The sequence below is a fragment of the Vibrio sp. VP6 genome (assembly GCF_028823755.1).
GTDB lineage: Bacteria > Pseudomonadota > Gammaproteobacteria > Enterobacterales > Vibrionaceae > Vibrio > Vibrio parahaemolyticus.
The window spans coordinates 123681-139892 of sequence record NZ_JAPEID010000011.1 but is presented as its reverse complement, the minus strand read 5'-3'; the positions used below and the strand labels follow the sequence as shown (position 1 = coordinate 139892).

At 45.3% G+C, this 16212-nt stretch carries 11 protein-coding genes and 2 pseudogenes; 4 read left to right on the top strand and 9 right to left on the bottom strand.

Annotated features, from left to right (window positions below; translation table 11 throughout):
• Window positions 1-70: 70 nt before the first annotated feature.
• From OU793_RS09840 to OU793_RS09810, 7 genes are all read right to left on the bottom strand, one after another.
• A complete protein-coding gene (locus OU793_RS09840) occupies window positions 71-889 on the bottom strand; it encodes an EAL domain-containing protein (RefSeq protein WP_005454118.1) in 819 nt (272 codons plus the stop codon).
• 92 nt (window positions 890-981) lie between these two features.
• On the bottom strand, window positions 982-1902 hold the full coding sequence (locus OU793_RS09835) for an amino acid ABC transporter permease (RefSeq protein ID WP_140103307.1): 921 nt from the start codon (window positions 1900-1902) through the stop codon (window positions 982-984).
• Between the two features lie 81 nt (window positions 1903-1983).
• On the bottom strand, window positions 1984-2802 hold the full coding sequence (locus tag OU793_RS09830) for a transporter substrate-binding domain-containing protein (protein WP_140103306.1): 819 nt from the start codon (window positions 2800-2802) through the stop codon (window positions 1984-1986).
• Between the two features lie 9 nt (window positions 2803-2811).
• On the bottom strand, window positions 2812-3609 hold the full coding sequence (locus OU793_RS09825) for an amino acid ABC transporter permease (protein WP_021448492.1): 798 nt from the start codon (window positions 3607-3609) through the stop codon (window positions 2812-2814).
• Window positions 3609-4343, bottom strand: coding sequence for an amino acid ABC transporter ATP-binding protein (locus OU793_RS09820; RefSeq protein WP_025543234.1), 735 nt, complete (start codon window positions 4341-4343; stop codon window positions 3609-3611). The genes OU793_RS09825 and OU793_RS09820 overlap by 1 nt, the downstream gene beginning before the upstream one ends.
• Before the next feature lie 209 nt (window positions 4344-4552).
• Window positions 4553-6031, bottom strand: coding sequence for a pyruvate kinase (gene pyk / locus OU793_RS09815; RefSeq protein WP_140103305.1), 1479 nt, complete (start codon window positions 6029-6031; stop codon window positions 4553-4555).
• A gap of 134 nt (window positions 6032-6165) precedes the next feature.
• On the bottom strand, window positions 6166-7545 hold the full coding sequence (locus OU793_RS09810; RefSeq protein WP_005397635.1) for an MFS transporter: 1380 nt from the start codon (window positions 7543-7545) through the stop codon (window positions 6166-6168).
• Between the two features lie 287 nt (window positions 7546-7832).
• Here OU793_RS09810 and OU793_RS09805 point away from each other — a divergent pair, with 287 nt between their 5' ends.
• The 3 genes and pseudogenes from OU793_RS09805 (at window position 7833) to OU793_RS09795 (ending at window position 12659) form a co-directional block, all read left to right on the top strand.
• Window positions 7833-9119, top strand: coding sequence for an ABC transporter substrate-binding protein (locus OU793_RS09805; protein WP_029802462.1), 1287 nt, complete (start codon window positions 7833-7835; stop codon window positions 9117-9119).
• Window positions 9119-11430, top strand: a pseudogene (locus OU793_RS09800) (ATP-binding protein). Before OU793_RS09805 ends, OU793_RS09800 begins: the two are co-directional and overlap by 1 nt.
• Window positions 11420-12659: pseudogene (locus OU793_RS09795) on the top strand (sigma-54-dependent transcriptional regulator). The pseudogenes OU793_RS09800 and OU793_RS09795 overlap by 11 nt, the downstream one beginning before the upstream one ends.
• Before the next feature lie 91 nt (window positions 12660-12750).
• Here the strand turns inward: OU793_RS09795 and OU793_RS09790 are convergent.
• Window positions 12751-13407 carry a lysoplasmalogenase gene (locus OU793_RS09790; RefSeq protein WP_005479123.1) on the bottom strand — a complete coding sequence of 219 codons (657 nt, stop codon included), beginning with the start codon at window positions 13405-13407 and terminating at the stop codon, window positions 12751-12753.
• 299 nt (window positions 13408-13706) lie between these two features.
• Window positions 13707-14855, bottom strand: a complete 1149-nt coding sequence (locus OU793_RS09785; protein WP_053048088.1) for an iron-containing alcohol dehydrogenase — start codon at window positions 14853-14855, stop codon at window positions 13707-13709.
• A 204-nt stretch (window positions 14856-15059) separates the two neighbouring features.
• Between OU793_RS09785 and OU793_RS09780 the strand changes: the two genes are divergently transcribed.
• The gene (locus OU793_RS09780) at window positions 15060-15941 is read left to right on the top strand and encodes an AraC family transcriptional regulator (RefSeq protein WP_005454346.1); all 882 of its coding nucleotides are present in this window, start codon (window positions 15060-15062) and stop codon (window positions 15939-15941) included.
• The last annotated feature ends 271 nt before the right edge of the window (window positions 15942-16212 follow it).

The window sequence follows — 16212 nt, the reverse complement described above, 5'->3', positions numbered from 1 at the left end:
GCGCCGACATGTGTTCGGCGCTTTTTTGTTGGGATAGTTTGTGTGGCTTATGCGGCATGACGAGATAAGCTTAATGCACCGTGCATTGGCAGGTTGCGTATTCTGTCCAGTGATGAATTGCACTTGGTTTACCGAGATAAAACCCTTGATAATAATCGAGTTCCAGTTGACGCATGGCTTGCAGCTGGTTGTTCTCTTCAACCCCTTCGATAATCACTTTGGCCCCCATGTTTGCCGCTAGATCTACCGCACTTCGAATGGAAAAGGTATCACCAGCGCAATAATCGAGTAGATAAGAGCGATCAATTTTAATTATGTCAGGACAAAGCTGCTGAACTCGGGCAATGTCGGAATGTTGCGCGCCAAAATCATCGATGGCAAAGATAAAGCCATTCGCTCTCATTAACTGTACGGCTTTAATCAGTAAATCAGTATCACCGCAGGATTCTTCTACAACCTCAAACACCACATCAGACGGGGTCATACCCAAATCGGCAAGACGTTTGTAAAGCAATCCGTTGTCTTTAAAGCCCATGTCTTTGGTGAGCGTGAGTAGAGTTTGAGGCATAACATTGAGAAAGAGCTTAATCGGCGTTCCGGCAAAGTGACGAGCGAAGTTTCTGATGTGCATGGCTCGGGATAAAAATTCAACACATAAGCGAAAGTAAGGGTCGATACTTGCGTTGGAGAGAAAAATGTCTGGGCGAATTTGAACGCCGTCTGCGCCATGAATACGAAGGAGGGCTTCCATTCCAATAACGCGTTGGTGCTTATCAAAAATTGGCTGATAAACACTGTGAAAAGTGAATTGGTTGATGACTACGTAATATTCCCCAAGACCGTCCTGTCTTATGTACTGTTCGTAGTCAGACTGTTTCTTTAACTCCATGAAAAACGCCGAGAATTTAGCATTGAGTCAATGTAACAGGATGCAGTTCCAATTTGAAGAATCAAATGTGTCTAATTGCATGTGCTATTGAGTTAATTTGAAATAGATTCCGATTTTTTCTCAATATATCGAAAAATGAGTGACAGACCGAAACAAATCAAGAAGTAAGAAAAGCCAACAATCAGCCAAATTTCAAAGATATATCCTGATGAGTTTGCCATCTCTGTCCCAACGAAAGTCATTTCTTGTATAGAAATTAGCGAAACGATGGAGGTGTCTTTCACCAAAGAGATGGTTTGACCGGCAAGTGCAGGTGTTATTGCTTTAAGTACCTGTGGTGCGATAACGAATCGGTACTTCACCCACCGAGACAAGCCCAATGAATCCGCCGCTTCCCACTGACCTTGGTCGATGCTTTGTAACCCTGCTCGCACAACTTCTGCTATGTATGCAGAAGAGAGTAAGCCGACGCATAACACACCAGAGGCAAGATTTTCCCAAAGGTTAGAAGGTCCAAAAAGAAAGCTTTGTAGCGCGTTTGGTTCACCGTTGTAGTTTCGTAGAAGATCTTCTAAACCGAGTAACGGGATCAATTGGTTAGAAATGAAAAAGTAGAAAATAAAAACAAAAACCAACGGTGGGATGTTTCTTACCAACTGAATAAACGCGTTGGCAGGTGTGCGCAACCAAACGGAGCGAGAGAAACGCGCTAAGCCCAACAAAGTGCCAAGCATTAATGCGAAGCTGATGCCCCAAATACTGAGCCTTAACGTCGAAATCAAACCTTGGAAGAAGTAGGGCAAACCACCGTCAGATCTTGGTGTGAAAAGTAGTTCAAACGCCTCTTTCCACTGCCACAAATAATGCACACCAACGTTGGAACGATGGTACAGCCAAACACCACCAATACCACAGATAATAAGCAGTACCCAATCGAGCGTGTTTAACCGAACTAGAAAGGAACCTGTGTTGGCCTTTGTGGGTGCTGTGCGAGTGGTGGTTTGTTCGCCCAAAAATTTAACTCCGATAGATGATGGAAAAGTAAAATGGATGATCCAAAAGTATAGGCTCGCGAAGACCACGAGCCTTTTAGATTACTGGCCTTGCGCGACTTGATCTTGCCAATCTAATGTCGAGAACCAGTATTCATAACGCTGTTTTAACCATCCATCTTGGGTTCTTTCTTCAATCCATTTATTGAAAAAGGCTTTTTTATCTTCTTCCCCTAAGCGAACCGCAAAGGCTTCGTTACCTTTTGATAGTCGCTCAGAGAATGGAAGGAATAGCTTTTCGCTGTGTTTCACTGTCTCATGTTCTGGTTTTGGGCTAGAAGCAATAACCGCATGGGCGTTACCATTCAGCACCTCTTGGAACGCTTGCGCGTCGTCATCAAATTGCAGAATCTTCGCTTTCGGGAAGGTTTCTCTGGCTACTTGAACGGTGAATGCGCCGCGACGAGCCGCAATTTTTACGCGTCGTGAGTCAAAATCGGAGAATTCGCTAAAACCAGAAGCCAGTTCTTTATTTGCTGCTACTTGAACACCGGAGTGCGAGTAGGGCTCGGTAAACAACACGCTTTTGGAACGCTCAGGCGTGACCGACATACCGCCAATGATCACGTCGAACTTTTTCGCCAGTAGTGCGGGAATAATTCCATCCCATGCAGTCGGTACAAATTCCACTTTCAAACCTGAATCTTGTGCTAAGCGTTTGGCCACATCGATTTCAAAACCGATTAACTCACCTTGCTTATTGCGCATTGCCCAAGGAACAAATGTTGACATACCAACGCGCAAAGTGCCTCGTTCTTTGATTTGATCTACATTGGGTGTGGCAACATCTTCTTTCGCGATTGTAGGCATAGCGATGGCTAGCCCTAATAATGCAGTAATGGTCGCTTTGAATAACTTCATGTTATCTCCTTATAATTTGCGCCAACTGGCTCCGAGTTTGTGTTCTAGCCATGCAGACAAGCCAGAAAGTGATAGAGTGAGAGCAAGATAAATTGCTGCCACGGTAAACCAAATTTCAAACGGCATCGCCGTCTCAGAGACGATGTTGCGTGCCTGTGTTGTTAAATCAAAAATCGCCATCACGCTTACAATGGAAGAGTTTTTGATCAAAGAAACCACTTCATTGGTCAATGGCGGTAATGTGCGCTGTAAAACCTGAGGCAAAATCACGTCTTTGTAAGTGTAAAACGGTGATAACCCGAGTGTTTGTGCTGCTTCGAATTGCCCTTTAGGAATACTGTTTAAACCTGCGCGGAATATTTCTGCAGTGTAGGCTCCTTGGAAAAGGGACAATGCCAAAACGGCGGTACTGAATCGGTCCAAACCAATCACGGGGCCAAACACGAAGTAGAGCAAATAGATTTGCACCAACAACGGCGTGTTACGTATTACCTCGACATAAGTGGTGCCAATAACATTGCCGACTTTCGAATCGCTAAGCCTTAGTAACGCGGTGATCAACCCCAACACTAAGGTGAAGAATAGACTAATGACCGAGATGTTAAGCGTGACCAATAGCCCATCGATAAGTTCTGCTGGCCACCATTCGCCATCTTCATAAAAAGCGATGTAATCAGGTACGCGTTCCCATTGCCATTGATAGCCCATAGCATCGGCACCAGAGTCCAACACCCACACAATCGCGATGAAGAGGAGCATCATTTGCAGCAAAGCTTGAAGGACGGGTTTGATTACGCGAACTATCATCAGTAACTTAAAATTTGGTTCAAAAATGCTTGGGTTCGTGGATGCTGTGGTGTTTCAAATAAGGCGATCGGTGAGTTCATTTCCACAATTTTGCCTTCATCCATAAATACCACGCGGTTCGCTACTTTTTTGGCAAATCCCATTTCGTGCGTGACGCAAATCATCGTCATTCCACTTTGAGCCAGTTCAACCATGACATCCAACACTTCGTTGATCATTTCCGGGTCAAGCGCCGAAGTCGGTTCGTCAAAAAGGAGTAAGTCCGGTTCCATACATAAGGAACGGGCAATCGCGACGCGCTGCTGCTGACCGCCGGAAAGCTGGATGGGGTATTTGCTCGCTTGTTCTTCAATATTGACGCGCTTGAGGTAATGTCGTGCGCGTTTTTCAGCTTCTTGTTTTGACAATTTGAGTGTGCGAATCGGCGCTAAGGTAAGGTTTTCCAGTACAGTCAAATGAGGAAAAAGGTGGAAGTGCTGGAACACCATGCCGATTTTACCGGGTTTGAGGGATTTTGCATGAGAAGGCTGGTCGAACACATGAAGTTGGCCTTCTTGAATCGATTCAAGATGGTTGATGCAACGAATGAGCGTTGATTTTCCTGAACCAGAAGGGCCACACACCACGACGATCTCGCCAGAATGTACGGAGAAGTTGATATCTTTTAGAGCGTGGTAATCGCCATACCACTTGTTTACGTTGCTAAATTCGACGACGGGAGTGTTCTCTTTCAAAGGGGCACGCTTTTAGGGATAACAATCGTTCTACAATAACAAGTTGTGAATGCGATTTCATTAAGTTAACGCTCATATTCCAAGAGTCAGCGAATGGTTGGTTATATCGTGCGCAATAAAAAGGACCTGCCATTTGGCAGGTCAAGTCCCTGTGGAGCAAGTTATGGGGGAGAAATTCAAGGTCGAGCTTGAATAAGGGGGAGGTAAACCTAAGCTGCGATTTCTTCCGCTGGCTTCATGTGAGAAGACACATTCAAGCCCAGCAAGCGACACGCGTTGATTTCACCCATGCCTTCGATGGAATCGAGCTGGGTCATCAAAATGGAGGAAATATGTGCTTCGTTGGCCTTTTGACGTAAGCATTCCACTAATTGTGGCGCGAGATCAACGTGGCTTTCTGCTGCTTTGAAATACAAAGGTTCAACACCGCGTAGAATGGTCATTTGTGCAAGTAAAGCGGGGTTGTCGCTCAGAGCCCAAATCTTAGTTTTACTTTGGCAGCGAGACATCAACAGCGGCGTTTCACCATGTTGGGTTAAAATCGCAACGCCAAGATCTTGATGAACGCGAGAAGCCGAAATCATTGATGAAAGCGCGAAACTTTTGCCTGGGTTAGAACATAAGTGTTGCAGAGTATCCCAGCAGTCATGGTTACATTCCAGCTCGTGCTCTGCACCTTGTGCGATGCGAACCATGGCTTCGACCGCTTCGATTGGGTATTTGCCCGCCGCCGATTCCGCCGACAGCATTACGGCGTCTGTTCCGTCGATAATCGCGTTTGCCACGTCTAACACTTCAGCGCGAGTTGGGAGAGGATTCTCGATCATCGATTCCAACATCTGGGTCGCGGTAATGACCGGCTTACCCCAATGTTTAGAACGATTGATCAATGATTTTTGCACCATTGGCAGTCGTGCGTCGCCAATCTCTACGCCTAAATCGCCGCGAGCGACCATAATGATGTCAGATGCTTTAATGACATCATCCATCGCTTCTTTGGTTTCAACCACTTCTGCGCGTTCTACCTTCGCGACAATCTTGGCGTGACAACCTGCTTTTTGCGCCAAGCTGCGAGCGTATTCGATATCTTGTGCATTGCGCGGGAAAGAAATGGCAAGGAAGTCGGCTCGAAGTTTAGCAGCGGTGTCGATGTCTTGAATGTCTTTCGCGGTAAGAGCCGGAGCGGAAAGACCGCCACCTAACAAATTAATGCCTTTACGGTTAGACAATTTACCGCTGTTCAATACTGTGGTTTTAATCCACTGCTCGTCACGGTGTACTTGGCTTACTTTTAGCTGAATGCGGCCATCATCTAGCAGCAGAATATCGCCTTCGTTCACGTCTTGAATCAGCTCTGGGTAATCAAGCCCAACCATTTCTTGGGTTCCAGATTGAGCGTCAAGTGTGCCGCTCAGGGTGAATACGTCGCCTTGATTGAGTAGAACTGCGCCATTTTCGAAACAAGAAATACGAATCTTAGGGCCTTGTAAATCGACTAACACACCAACATAAGTATCGAGTTCAGCCGCAATTTCACGAACTAAATTCGCGCGGGCAATGTGTTCTTGCGCCGTTCCGTGAGAAAAATTGAGTCTGACTACGTTCGCGCCTGCTCGAATCAATTTAGTTAGTGTTTCGCGGCTTTCACTTGCTGGGCCTAGCGTAGCCACAATTTTGGTTTTACACATTTGTCACCTCAATCGACACTTAAAAAGGAAAATAGAAATAGGGGGGATTTTCTATCAATCTCTTAAGCACTCTTTGCAAAAGAACTTAAGACATTGGGGAATTAAGCGGGAGTTGCCTCCCGCTTTAGTCAGGATTAGTGACTAGGGCGAGCTTCTAGCTCTTTTTCTTCAACTGGGTCGATATCAACCACTTTCTTCGCATTCCAAACTGTTAGAGCAAGAAGTAGAGAAATCACACCAGCAGCCAGCCAGAAATATTGCGCTTGAGAGAAGTCGTATTTAGTTACGCCATCAACCTCTGTGATTTTGATTAGAGAAGCTGACGCTAACTCTTGACCAGAAGCGGCGATGTAAGAGAACAGACCGATAAAGCCTTTCACTGCGCCAACTGCGTTCTTAGGCATCAAGTCACAAGCCGTTAGACCTGCAAGGAACACAACCAGACCACCGATAGCGAAACCGATCATACCTAGTGCTACTGCGTCAACGATGCGGTTATCTGGGCCGAAGAACATCAAGCACATGCCACCGATGTTCGCCAATCCGTAAAGTAGAGTCGGGATATGGCGGTTAGAGTTGAACACCTTGTCAGAGATGATGCCTGATAGGATTGCACCTGCTAGACCCGCGATAGGGTATGTAGACATTGCGAAGCCAGCGTCAATCAGTGAGTAACCTTTTGCTTCTTGTAGGTAAAGCACTGCCCAAGAAGACATCGCGTAGCGAGAGATGTACATCGCTGCACACGCTGCTGCAATTAGCCAAACGGTTGGTTGCTTCAGGATGAACATTTGAGCGCGACGAGTTGCTTGCGGATCGTTCTTTTTCTTGATCTCAGGTTCTTCGTCGAATGCTGTTGCTGAATCTGGCAAACCGTAAGTTTGTGGACGGTCTTTTAGGATGAAGAACATACAAATCGCTGCTGCAATCGCTGCAATACCCGCACCGATGAAACCTGCGCGCCAACCGAAGTAGCTCACTAGAGACGCCGTTAGGATCCAAGTGATACCTTCACCGATGTTACGTGAGCCACCCCAGATAGAGTAACGGCTACCACGTTGTTTTGGTGAGAACCATTGGAACAGAGACACACAAGACGGTGCTGAACCAACAGATTGGAACCAACCGTTTAGACCCCAAAGCAGAACAAAGAAGAATGCCGTGGTGTTCAAACCCATGAATACTGCGGTGATACCAGACAGTAGTAGAGAGAACGACATAAATCGGCCAATGTTGGCATAGTCAGAAAGGAAGCCGTTCGAGAACTTACCAAAAGCGTAAGTGAAGAAGAAAGCCGAACCCATGATACCGAGTTCTTCGATGGTTACGATGCCTGCATCCAGCATTGGTTTTTTAACAACACCTAAACTCATACGAACTACGTAGAAGACGGCGTAACCGAAAACCAAGCCTAAAAATACATGCCATTGGTAGCGTTTGAAACGCGCTTGCATTTCCTCTTTCGAGCCATCTGAAAGAGGGAGGTCAGGGCGTGTTTTAAAGAAATTAAACATCTTGCACTCCAAGTTTTAATCACAAATGTTTTGTTGCAGGGCTATCTTGAAGTGACAGATTGCACAGTACAAAGGCATGAATTTGAGACAGAATTGACCCATATTGATATTTAGGTTGAGTCAAAAACGGGAATTTAGAACGTTAGGCTGACACTTGTTACTGATAGAATATGCTTAGTTCTGGTTGAAGTGCGTCAATAGTGACTCAAACATACTCTGTAAGATTTTTTGACAATCTTTCATAGATTTGAGTTACCGCACACTATTTAAGGTTTTTGGTTAATTTGATGGCTGATTTCAAGCAATTTGGGCGTCGTTTACTTCTTGGTGCGGCGCTTTATGCACCACTCACAATGGCAGCAGAAAAAGAGTTGGTGATACTCACGACCTTCTCTCAAGCACCAATCACTGCTTTGGTGGATGACTTTACGCAGCACTACCCTGATGCTGAAGTCCGAGTGGTTCACCGACGCACTCAATCAAGCCTGCAATTGCTCAGCAAAAGCTACATGAAGGATATCGACTTGGTGTTGAGCTCGTCGCCGTTTCTGATGCAAGAGCTGTCTAATGAACATCGTTTGGCTGATATGTCGGCGCGTGTGCAAGTGCCGAAATGGTTGTCGCCTTATCTATTACCCAATAACGATCAAGTCGTGGCGTTTGGATACTCAGGCGCCGGGATTGTTTGGAACAAAGATTATTTGGCCGCGAACCATTTACCAGAACCGAAGCGTTTTCAAGATCTGACTAATCCGCTGTACTTTGGTCACGTTACCATGAGCACGCCAAGCCGATCCGGAACCACGCAATTGATGGTCGAGAGTGTGCTTAGTCAATATGGTTGGCAAGAGGGCTGGCGGATTTTACTCAATGTGGGAGCGAACCTCGCGACGATCTCTTCTCGCAGCTTTGGAGTGGCGGATTACATCGCCAAAGGTAAGTTTGGTATTGGGCCAACGATCGACAGCTACGCACTGATTGCGCAACGCAAGTTCGACTACGTTGGCTTTGCTTATGATCAAGACTTTACGCTGATGCCTACCTATATTGCACAAATCAATCGGGGCAAGAGTGATAAGTTGGCAGAGTCCTTTATTGCTCATTTGCTTTCGAAAGAAGTACAAGAGCAGATGGAAAGCAGCACCTTCTCCAAAACAGCGCTTGACGATACGGCTCGATACGGTGGAGAAAATCCCGTTCTCGACCTAGAACAGGTAATGCCACGTGAAGCGTTAATCAACTTGATTTTTGATACCGCGATCACCAAGCGCTTACCGGAGCTTCAAGATGCTTGGCTCTCGCTCATTAAATTGAATCGACTTGCCGACGGAAAACCAGAGAAACAACGTTCGCTACAAGCCATTGAAAAACAACTGTTTGAATTGCCACTGAGCAAAGCGCAAGTAACCGAAATTGCGCAAAAGCTGTCGACCATGGATAAAGATTCCGAAGTTGGCATGACGCACTACCAAGCATTATTGGCAGAGTTTTCCCATGAATTGGGGCGTGCGATGTCGGAAAAATTGGACAACGTAAATCAGCAATTGGCTCAATGGCGAGGGAAAGAGAAGTAGTGTTATACCCGAAATACAAAACCATCGGTGCACGCTTAATTGCCGCTTTTGCTTGCAGCACGCTCTTGCTTACCGTGGTGTGTTTGGTCGCTTGGGCGACATGGAACAGCTTGGATAATCAGGTGCGCCTTTTGTTGGAAGATAGCGTGCCTAAATATAAACCGCCGCGTAGAAGCGCTGCAAGCGGTAGACAACAAAGTACAGCTGACTGAACAAGCCATGCAGGTCAACGAGCAATTGGCTTCGATTTCGACCGTTCTGAAAAGCAATAAGATGAGCTCGGAGTTTTATCAATTGCTCGAATCGGAAGCTGGCCTTGCCTCGCTACTGGAAAAGTACGTGGATATGATTTCAACTCGCATCGATCAAACTCGCCGCGTCGACCAACTGATGGAGCAGATTAACTGGCTTCACCAAGATATTCGCTCTGAGCTCAAACCGGTTCGACAAGAAGTGCATTGGCAGATTGAGCGGGTAAACGACTCGAAAGAAATTCAAAACTTGCTGGTGCAATTGAGTACTTTGCAGCGGGTCATCGATATTGAATCGGCGGTGTACGACATGGCTATTGATGTTGCTGGCGCATCAATGCCGGAGCAGGTCGACAATGGGATGAAGGTGATTCACTTTCGCTTGATGGATCTGCAAGAAAGCAGCACAACCTTAATGAATCAGCCAACCTCAATCGCTTACAAACAGTTATTGCAAGAACTTGTGGTTGTGTTGAGTCCAGAAGGCGCGTTCGATAAACAATTGATGTCATTAGTGACGCTGAACGGCGACATTCAGAAAATACAAGAGCAAATCGCGCTCAGCATGGAAGCCATTCATCAACAAATCGGTGAACTGGTTTCCACTGCGGACCAAACGTTCAAACAGGTGAAGAGTGAAACCGCCGAGCGCGTGTCTTACGGCAACCACGTTTTGATCGTCTGCTTTAGTTTGTCGATCATGACGAGTATGTTCTTGACGTATTACTTCATCAACCGCCGCATTGTGGCACGTTTGATAGGGTTAGGTGACAGTATTGATGCCATCATCAAAAACGACCTGAGCCATCCGGTTGTGGTGGACGGCAATGATGAGATCGGACGCTTGAGTGAAAAGCTCATCGAATATGGTGAAAAGGTACAGGAAATTCAGCGGACTAACGCTTTGAGCTTAATCAACAACACTACGGCGAGTTTGATTACCAGTGACCTCAATGGCGTAGTGGAATCAGCAAACTTAAGCGCGCGTAAGTTGTTGAAACTTGGTGAGGTTAACGAAAGTTATCCGATTTGGGAGTACTTCCCAGAGAGCTGTCGAGATCAACTAAAAAAGGTATTCGATGGTTCTCATTTGTGGATTGAACTCGGCAAAATTCATGTGACATTGTCACTTGGAGACGAGAAACCAAAGTATGTGCGTTTCGATATTCGTCCTTTCGCTCATGGTGCTGAATACAAACTGATCATGACCATTACGGATGTCACTCATCAAGAAATGACCACGCGTACCTTGGAAAGTCGGGTGTTAGAAAAAACGCAAGATTTGCTACTGAAAAACCAACAGTTAGAAAACGAAATCGAAGAGCGCATTCGCACCGAAGACAATCTTAAAAAGACGCAAGATGAGTTGATTCAAGCTGCAAAAATGGCGGTTGTAGGGCAAACCATGACCAGTTTAGCGCATGAGCTTAATCAGCCATTAAACGCAATGTCGACGTATTTATACAGCGCGAGAATGTTCCTCGAACAGGAATCTCCAGAAAAGGTTGGTGAATCCATTACTCACATCGAAGGTTTGGCGACTCGGATGAGTAAGATCATCAACAGTTTGCGCCAATTCGCTCGCAAGCCAGAAGGTGAAAGAGAAGTGAAGTCTGTAAGTGTTCATGAGGTGGCGGAGCAAGCATCCACCATTGTGAACACGCGAGCGAAGCGTCAACAGATCATCATAGAAAACCAGTTACCTGATGATGTAAAAGTGCAAGGCGACATGTTGGCGCTAGAACAGGTCTTCATTAACGTCTTAGTAAACAGTTGTGATGCGTTGATGGAAAGCACAAGGGACGAACAAAAACGGATTCAAATGGCGCTGGTGGAACGAACCAGCCAAACCACACTGATTGCAATCAGTGTGGTTTGGGTTTGGTGAAGAGATTGTGCAGCGGATTTTTCAGCCTTTTGTTTCGACAAAAGAAGTTGGTCTAGGGCTGGGGATGAATATTTGTAAGTCATTAATAGAAAAGCATAAAGGAAGTATCTACCTCGCTTCCTCATTAGAAAAAGGTGCGATGGTTGTGTTGGAGTTACCTAATGAGCAATAACCCATATTCAGTATTATTGGTTGATGATGATCAGGATGTTTTGGACTCTTATTCGTACTTGATGAACATATCATCAATCAAGTCAAAGGCCATTAACGACCCAACACAAGCGCCGTGTTATTCTCGATATGTACATGCCGCAAATGCATGGATTAGAACTGCTTCGGATGATCAAAAACGTCGATGAGCGAATCCCTGTCATTGTGATCACTGGGCACGGCGATATTCCAATGGCGGTTGATGCAGTAAAGCAGGGCGCATGTGAGTTTTTAGAAAAACCGATCAATCCTGCTGAGCTCTTAACACTAGTAAAACAGCAGCTTGAAACTCGAAGCAGCCAGGTGGAATTGCAGCTACAGGCGGAGAAATCTATTTCGCGCTCATTAATTGGTAAGTCTGCGCATATGGAGCAGATCCGCAAGCTTGTTGCCCAATACGCGTTACTGGACACGCACGTGGTGGTTTATGGTGAGTCGGGCACCGGTCGTCACAGCGTCGCGGGGTTAATTAAAGACATGATGTCTAAGAGTGAAGAAACGGAGTATGGCTCTTTTGCTCTCAGTGCAAGCACAACAATGGATAGCATTGATGATGCCATCGACAAACAGCAGTCGTGTTTACTTGTGTTAGAGAACTTACCTGAACTGCCTGAAGAGGGGCAACGGCATCTGGCTCAATTATTACTGGCGCGAGAACGTTGTGGGAAAAAGAATCTGCGTGTTGTAACGATTTTTGACTCAGAACCGGAAGCGTACATCACCAAAAATCAATTGCTGCCGGAACTGTACTATCTACTCAACCAAGGCGTGGTTCACGTACCGCCATTGCGTCAGCGACCTGACGACATCGTGACGATATTTCATTACTTCTTAAAACTGAGTTGTAAGAAATTAGGCAAAACATTGCCAAATGTCGACTCTAGCTATCTTGCGCTACTGAGAGGCTATCCGTGGCCGGGCAACATCCGTGAGCTAAGAAACATCGCTGAGTTATACGCAATCGGAATTGTTAAGCTAACGGGTAAAGAGCGTATCTACTCACAAAATGAGATTCAGCTTCCATTGGATGATTTGGTGGATGATTTTGAGAAGCAGCTCATAGAAGATGCGCTGTTTTTGCACTCCGGGCGAATTACGGATGCGGCAAACCATCTGCAAATACCGCGTAAAAAGCTGTATTTGAGAATGAAAAAGCACGGAATTGAAAAGGGCAATTATAAGTCACGATAACAACAAAGCGTTTGAGGTCTACATCAGTAAGCTCAAACGCTTTTTTGCACCAAAATTCAGAGTGACTAGCAACCATCTGCGGCATAGAAAATTAACTGATCACCGTGAGATACGGATACCGGATCACGATGGCAATTACGGACATCGCCATTAAAGTTTGCGCGGAATAGTACGTGACCATCACCACTTGCCGAGAAAATACCGAGTAACCACCAAAGCGTTCAAAAGCCAGCACCGTGCCGGAAATGATGAAGATAAAGCTTCCTAACACCGCAAACGAAGACGACTGCGTTTTCCCACTTAGATAATACTCAATGGCCATCCAACACATGGTCATCAAAACCAAAATGTAGATCGCGACAGGGATTCTTTCTTTGCCGAGGTCAGGTCGAAACAGCCAGTAAAAGCAAATGCCGAGCCCAAACAAAGCAATAGGAAGCCAAGGAGTGAAATGCCATGCCGACATTAAGCTAAAGCCATAACTGTAGGACAAATGAGCAGAGCAAAATAGGCTTAGACCAATGATGAACTTATCTCGCGGTAACATTAGTAGTAAATCACCTAGTAGTGACAACGATAAACCCACTAATATCCACTGAGTGTAAGGAAGTTGACTCGCGGGAGAATTAAGCAAAATGCCAATCATCACAAGTACAGGCAATGGCTTTGATACGTAAAATAGCCATTTCGGCCCTTTACGGACACTTATGATGTGTATGAATGCTAATACAACGACAACTAGCCACATATATAAAGAACTCTCGAACAGACAAACGTGAGTAGCGTAGTGCTACTCCAAACAAAAAGATCTAACAAATGCGTAAGTTAGACCTTTGATTTCAATTTTATTTTTTGTGTATGTAAAGCTAAACGGTCGCCACTTTACTGACCAACGCGGACACTCAATTTTGTGCATTAATTGTTGTTTTTAGAATGCCCAATATTTGAACGCGTTGAAGCTTACAAAATAGCATAAAAAAACGGTATTGTGACCGTTAAGTCACAATACCGTTAAACCCTAGAAAGGGCAGTGAACAGTTGTTGCTGTTATGAGACAGCTAATTCTAAAATTTCACGGCTGCGTTCAAGAGTAATCGCTTGGTTTTCACCCAGAACTGTCATTCCGTGTTTGTTGAGTTGGTCAATGATGGCATCGATCGCTTGCTCGCGGCTTTCACCGTAGTTGTCTAGTTGAGTTGCTACACCAAGTTGGTGGTAGAACGCTTCGATGGCTTCGATAGTGCGTTCTGCAAGATCATCACCAGACTCCAAACCAAATACATTACGACCCATTTGCTCAAGCTTTGCGCGCTTAAATTGCATCTGGTTACGCAGCAGTGATGGTTGGATGATGGCAAGAGAACGTGCGTGATCAACGCCCCAAAGAGCAGTCAGCTCGTGACCGATCATGTGCGTTGCCCAATCGTGAGGAACGCCGCTACCAATCAAACCATTCAATGCTTGGTTTGCAGACCACATGAGGTTTGCGCGCCATTGGTCGTCATCGCGCTCTGCGAACTGTTCGCCAAGCGTTTTTAGAGTTTTTAGCAAGGTTTCTGCGTAACCGTCTTGTACCATCGCTCCAGTAGGCAGTGTAATGTATTGCTCACATACGTGTACCCACGCATCCACAATGCCGTTAATAAGCTGACGTTCAGGGAGCGTTTTCATTACATCTGGATCTAACACTGCGAACTTAGGCTGTACAGCAGGAGACATGAACGGCAGTTTGTCTTGAGTTTCTGCTTTTGTAATCACTGCACCCATGTTGGATTCTGAACCAGTTGCAGGTAGCGTTAGGATAGCCGCAAGCGGTGTTGCTTCTGTCACTTGATGCTTACCGATCATAATGTCCCAGCCGTCACCATCGTACTTTGATGCTGCCGCAACGTATTTAGAACCGTCGATAACCGAACCACCACCAACAGCAAGAATAAAGTCGATGTTTTGATTTTTTACGATAGCGACCGCTTTATCCAATGTTTCTTTTGTTGGGTTTGGTTCTACACCAGAAAACTCAGACCATTCGTGGCCAGTGAGTGCTTCTGCTACTTGGTCGTATACGCCGTTCTTTTTGATTGAGCCGCCACCGTAAATCACCAAGACCCTTTGATCCGCTGGGATCGCATCTTTGATTGATGCGATTTGTTGTTGGCCAAAGAAAATTTTGGTTGGGTTGACATAAGAAAAGTTCATTGCAGACCTCTTGTTTCCAGTTGAGGAGATTGAATACGTGCATATTAGTACGACTTTTTGTCGTGTTGTAGGTCGATTTCTGTAAATTACTTGCCTATTTCTACAAAATTGTTGTTATAGCGCTGGAATCGGAAACAGAAGAGAAAGTATAGTGAGCAAAATGACAACAGAGCGTAGACCGATTGACGGTTTATGGAGCATTACATGAACACATTAGCCGAAACCATGCAGCAGTATGTTGAAAAGCATGATCTGCACAATTTAGAAGGCATCAAGCAAACTGCTATCGAAGGCGTTTGGTTTTATCGCAGTAGCAAAGGCAATAACCGTCAACCATTTGTGTATCAATCAGGGATCATTGTGCTTGGCCAAGGGCATAAAAACATCCATATAGGGCAAACGCCAGTTCAGTATGGTCCGGATGACTATTTGGTGGTAGGCGTACCTATGCCTCTAGAGTGTGAAGCATTTGCCACCAACAATGAGCCTTTGCTCGGTATTTCTATCGACATCTCGCCCACGCTGCTGCACAAACTTGTGAAAAAGCTCGAAGCACAGAAATTCAGTAATATCTGCGAAGATTCTAAACGTTGTGGCCTCAAATCGGTTCGAATGAACGACGCCATGCTCGATGCTTGCAAGCGATTAATGAAGGCGCTTTGCAACGATTTGGATGTGGCGATATTGGGCGAGTCCTTACTAGAAGAAATTGTCTATCGAACGCTTGTAAGCAAAGAAGGGCACGTGTTGTTTGAATTGGCTCACCAAGAAGGTTCCTACGCGAGAGTAGCAAAAGCACTCAATCGTGTTCATGCCGAATACCATGAGCAATTGAATGTTCAAACATTGGCGGAAGAGGCCAACATGAGTATCTCGGCATTTCATCAGGCGTTTCGGAGCGTAACCTTAGAATCACCTTTGCAATACATCAAAAAAGTACGTCTCAATAAAGCGAGAGATTTGATTCAACTCGAAGGGAAACGAGTCAACGATGCTGCTCGACTCGTAGGCTACAGCAGCCCATCACAGTTTAGTCGGGAGTACAAGCGACATTTCAATGAAACACCAAGGTCAACAAAGGCATAGTGATCTTTATTTCAAAATGACGACTTTTTTCGCCTTTTTTATTAATTTGCGAGTCACTTATTTATTCGAATTATAAAATTAGTTGCTGGTGCCAAATAATAGGTATTTTGTTGCAACCATTTAGTGGATTCTTGAGAGGTGGTGTTGAAAACTCGCAAATACATAGTGTGAAATTTCCAACTTGTACTTAAGTTATTTTACGTCGAAATAAAAGTAAGAACGTGTTGTTTCAAACACGTTTAATATTGTTTTAACAATAACTTAAGGAAGA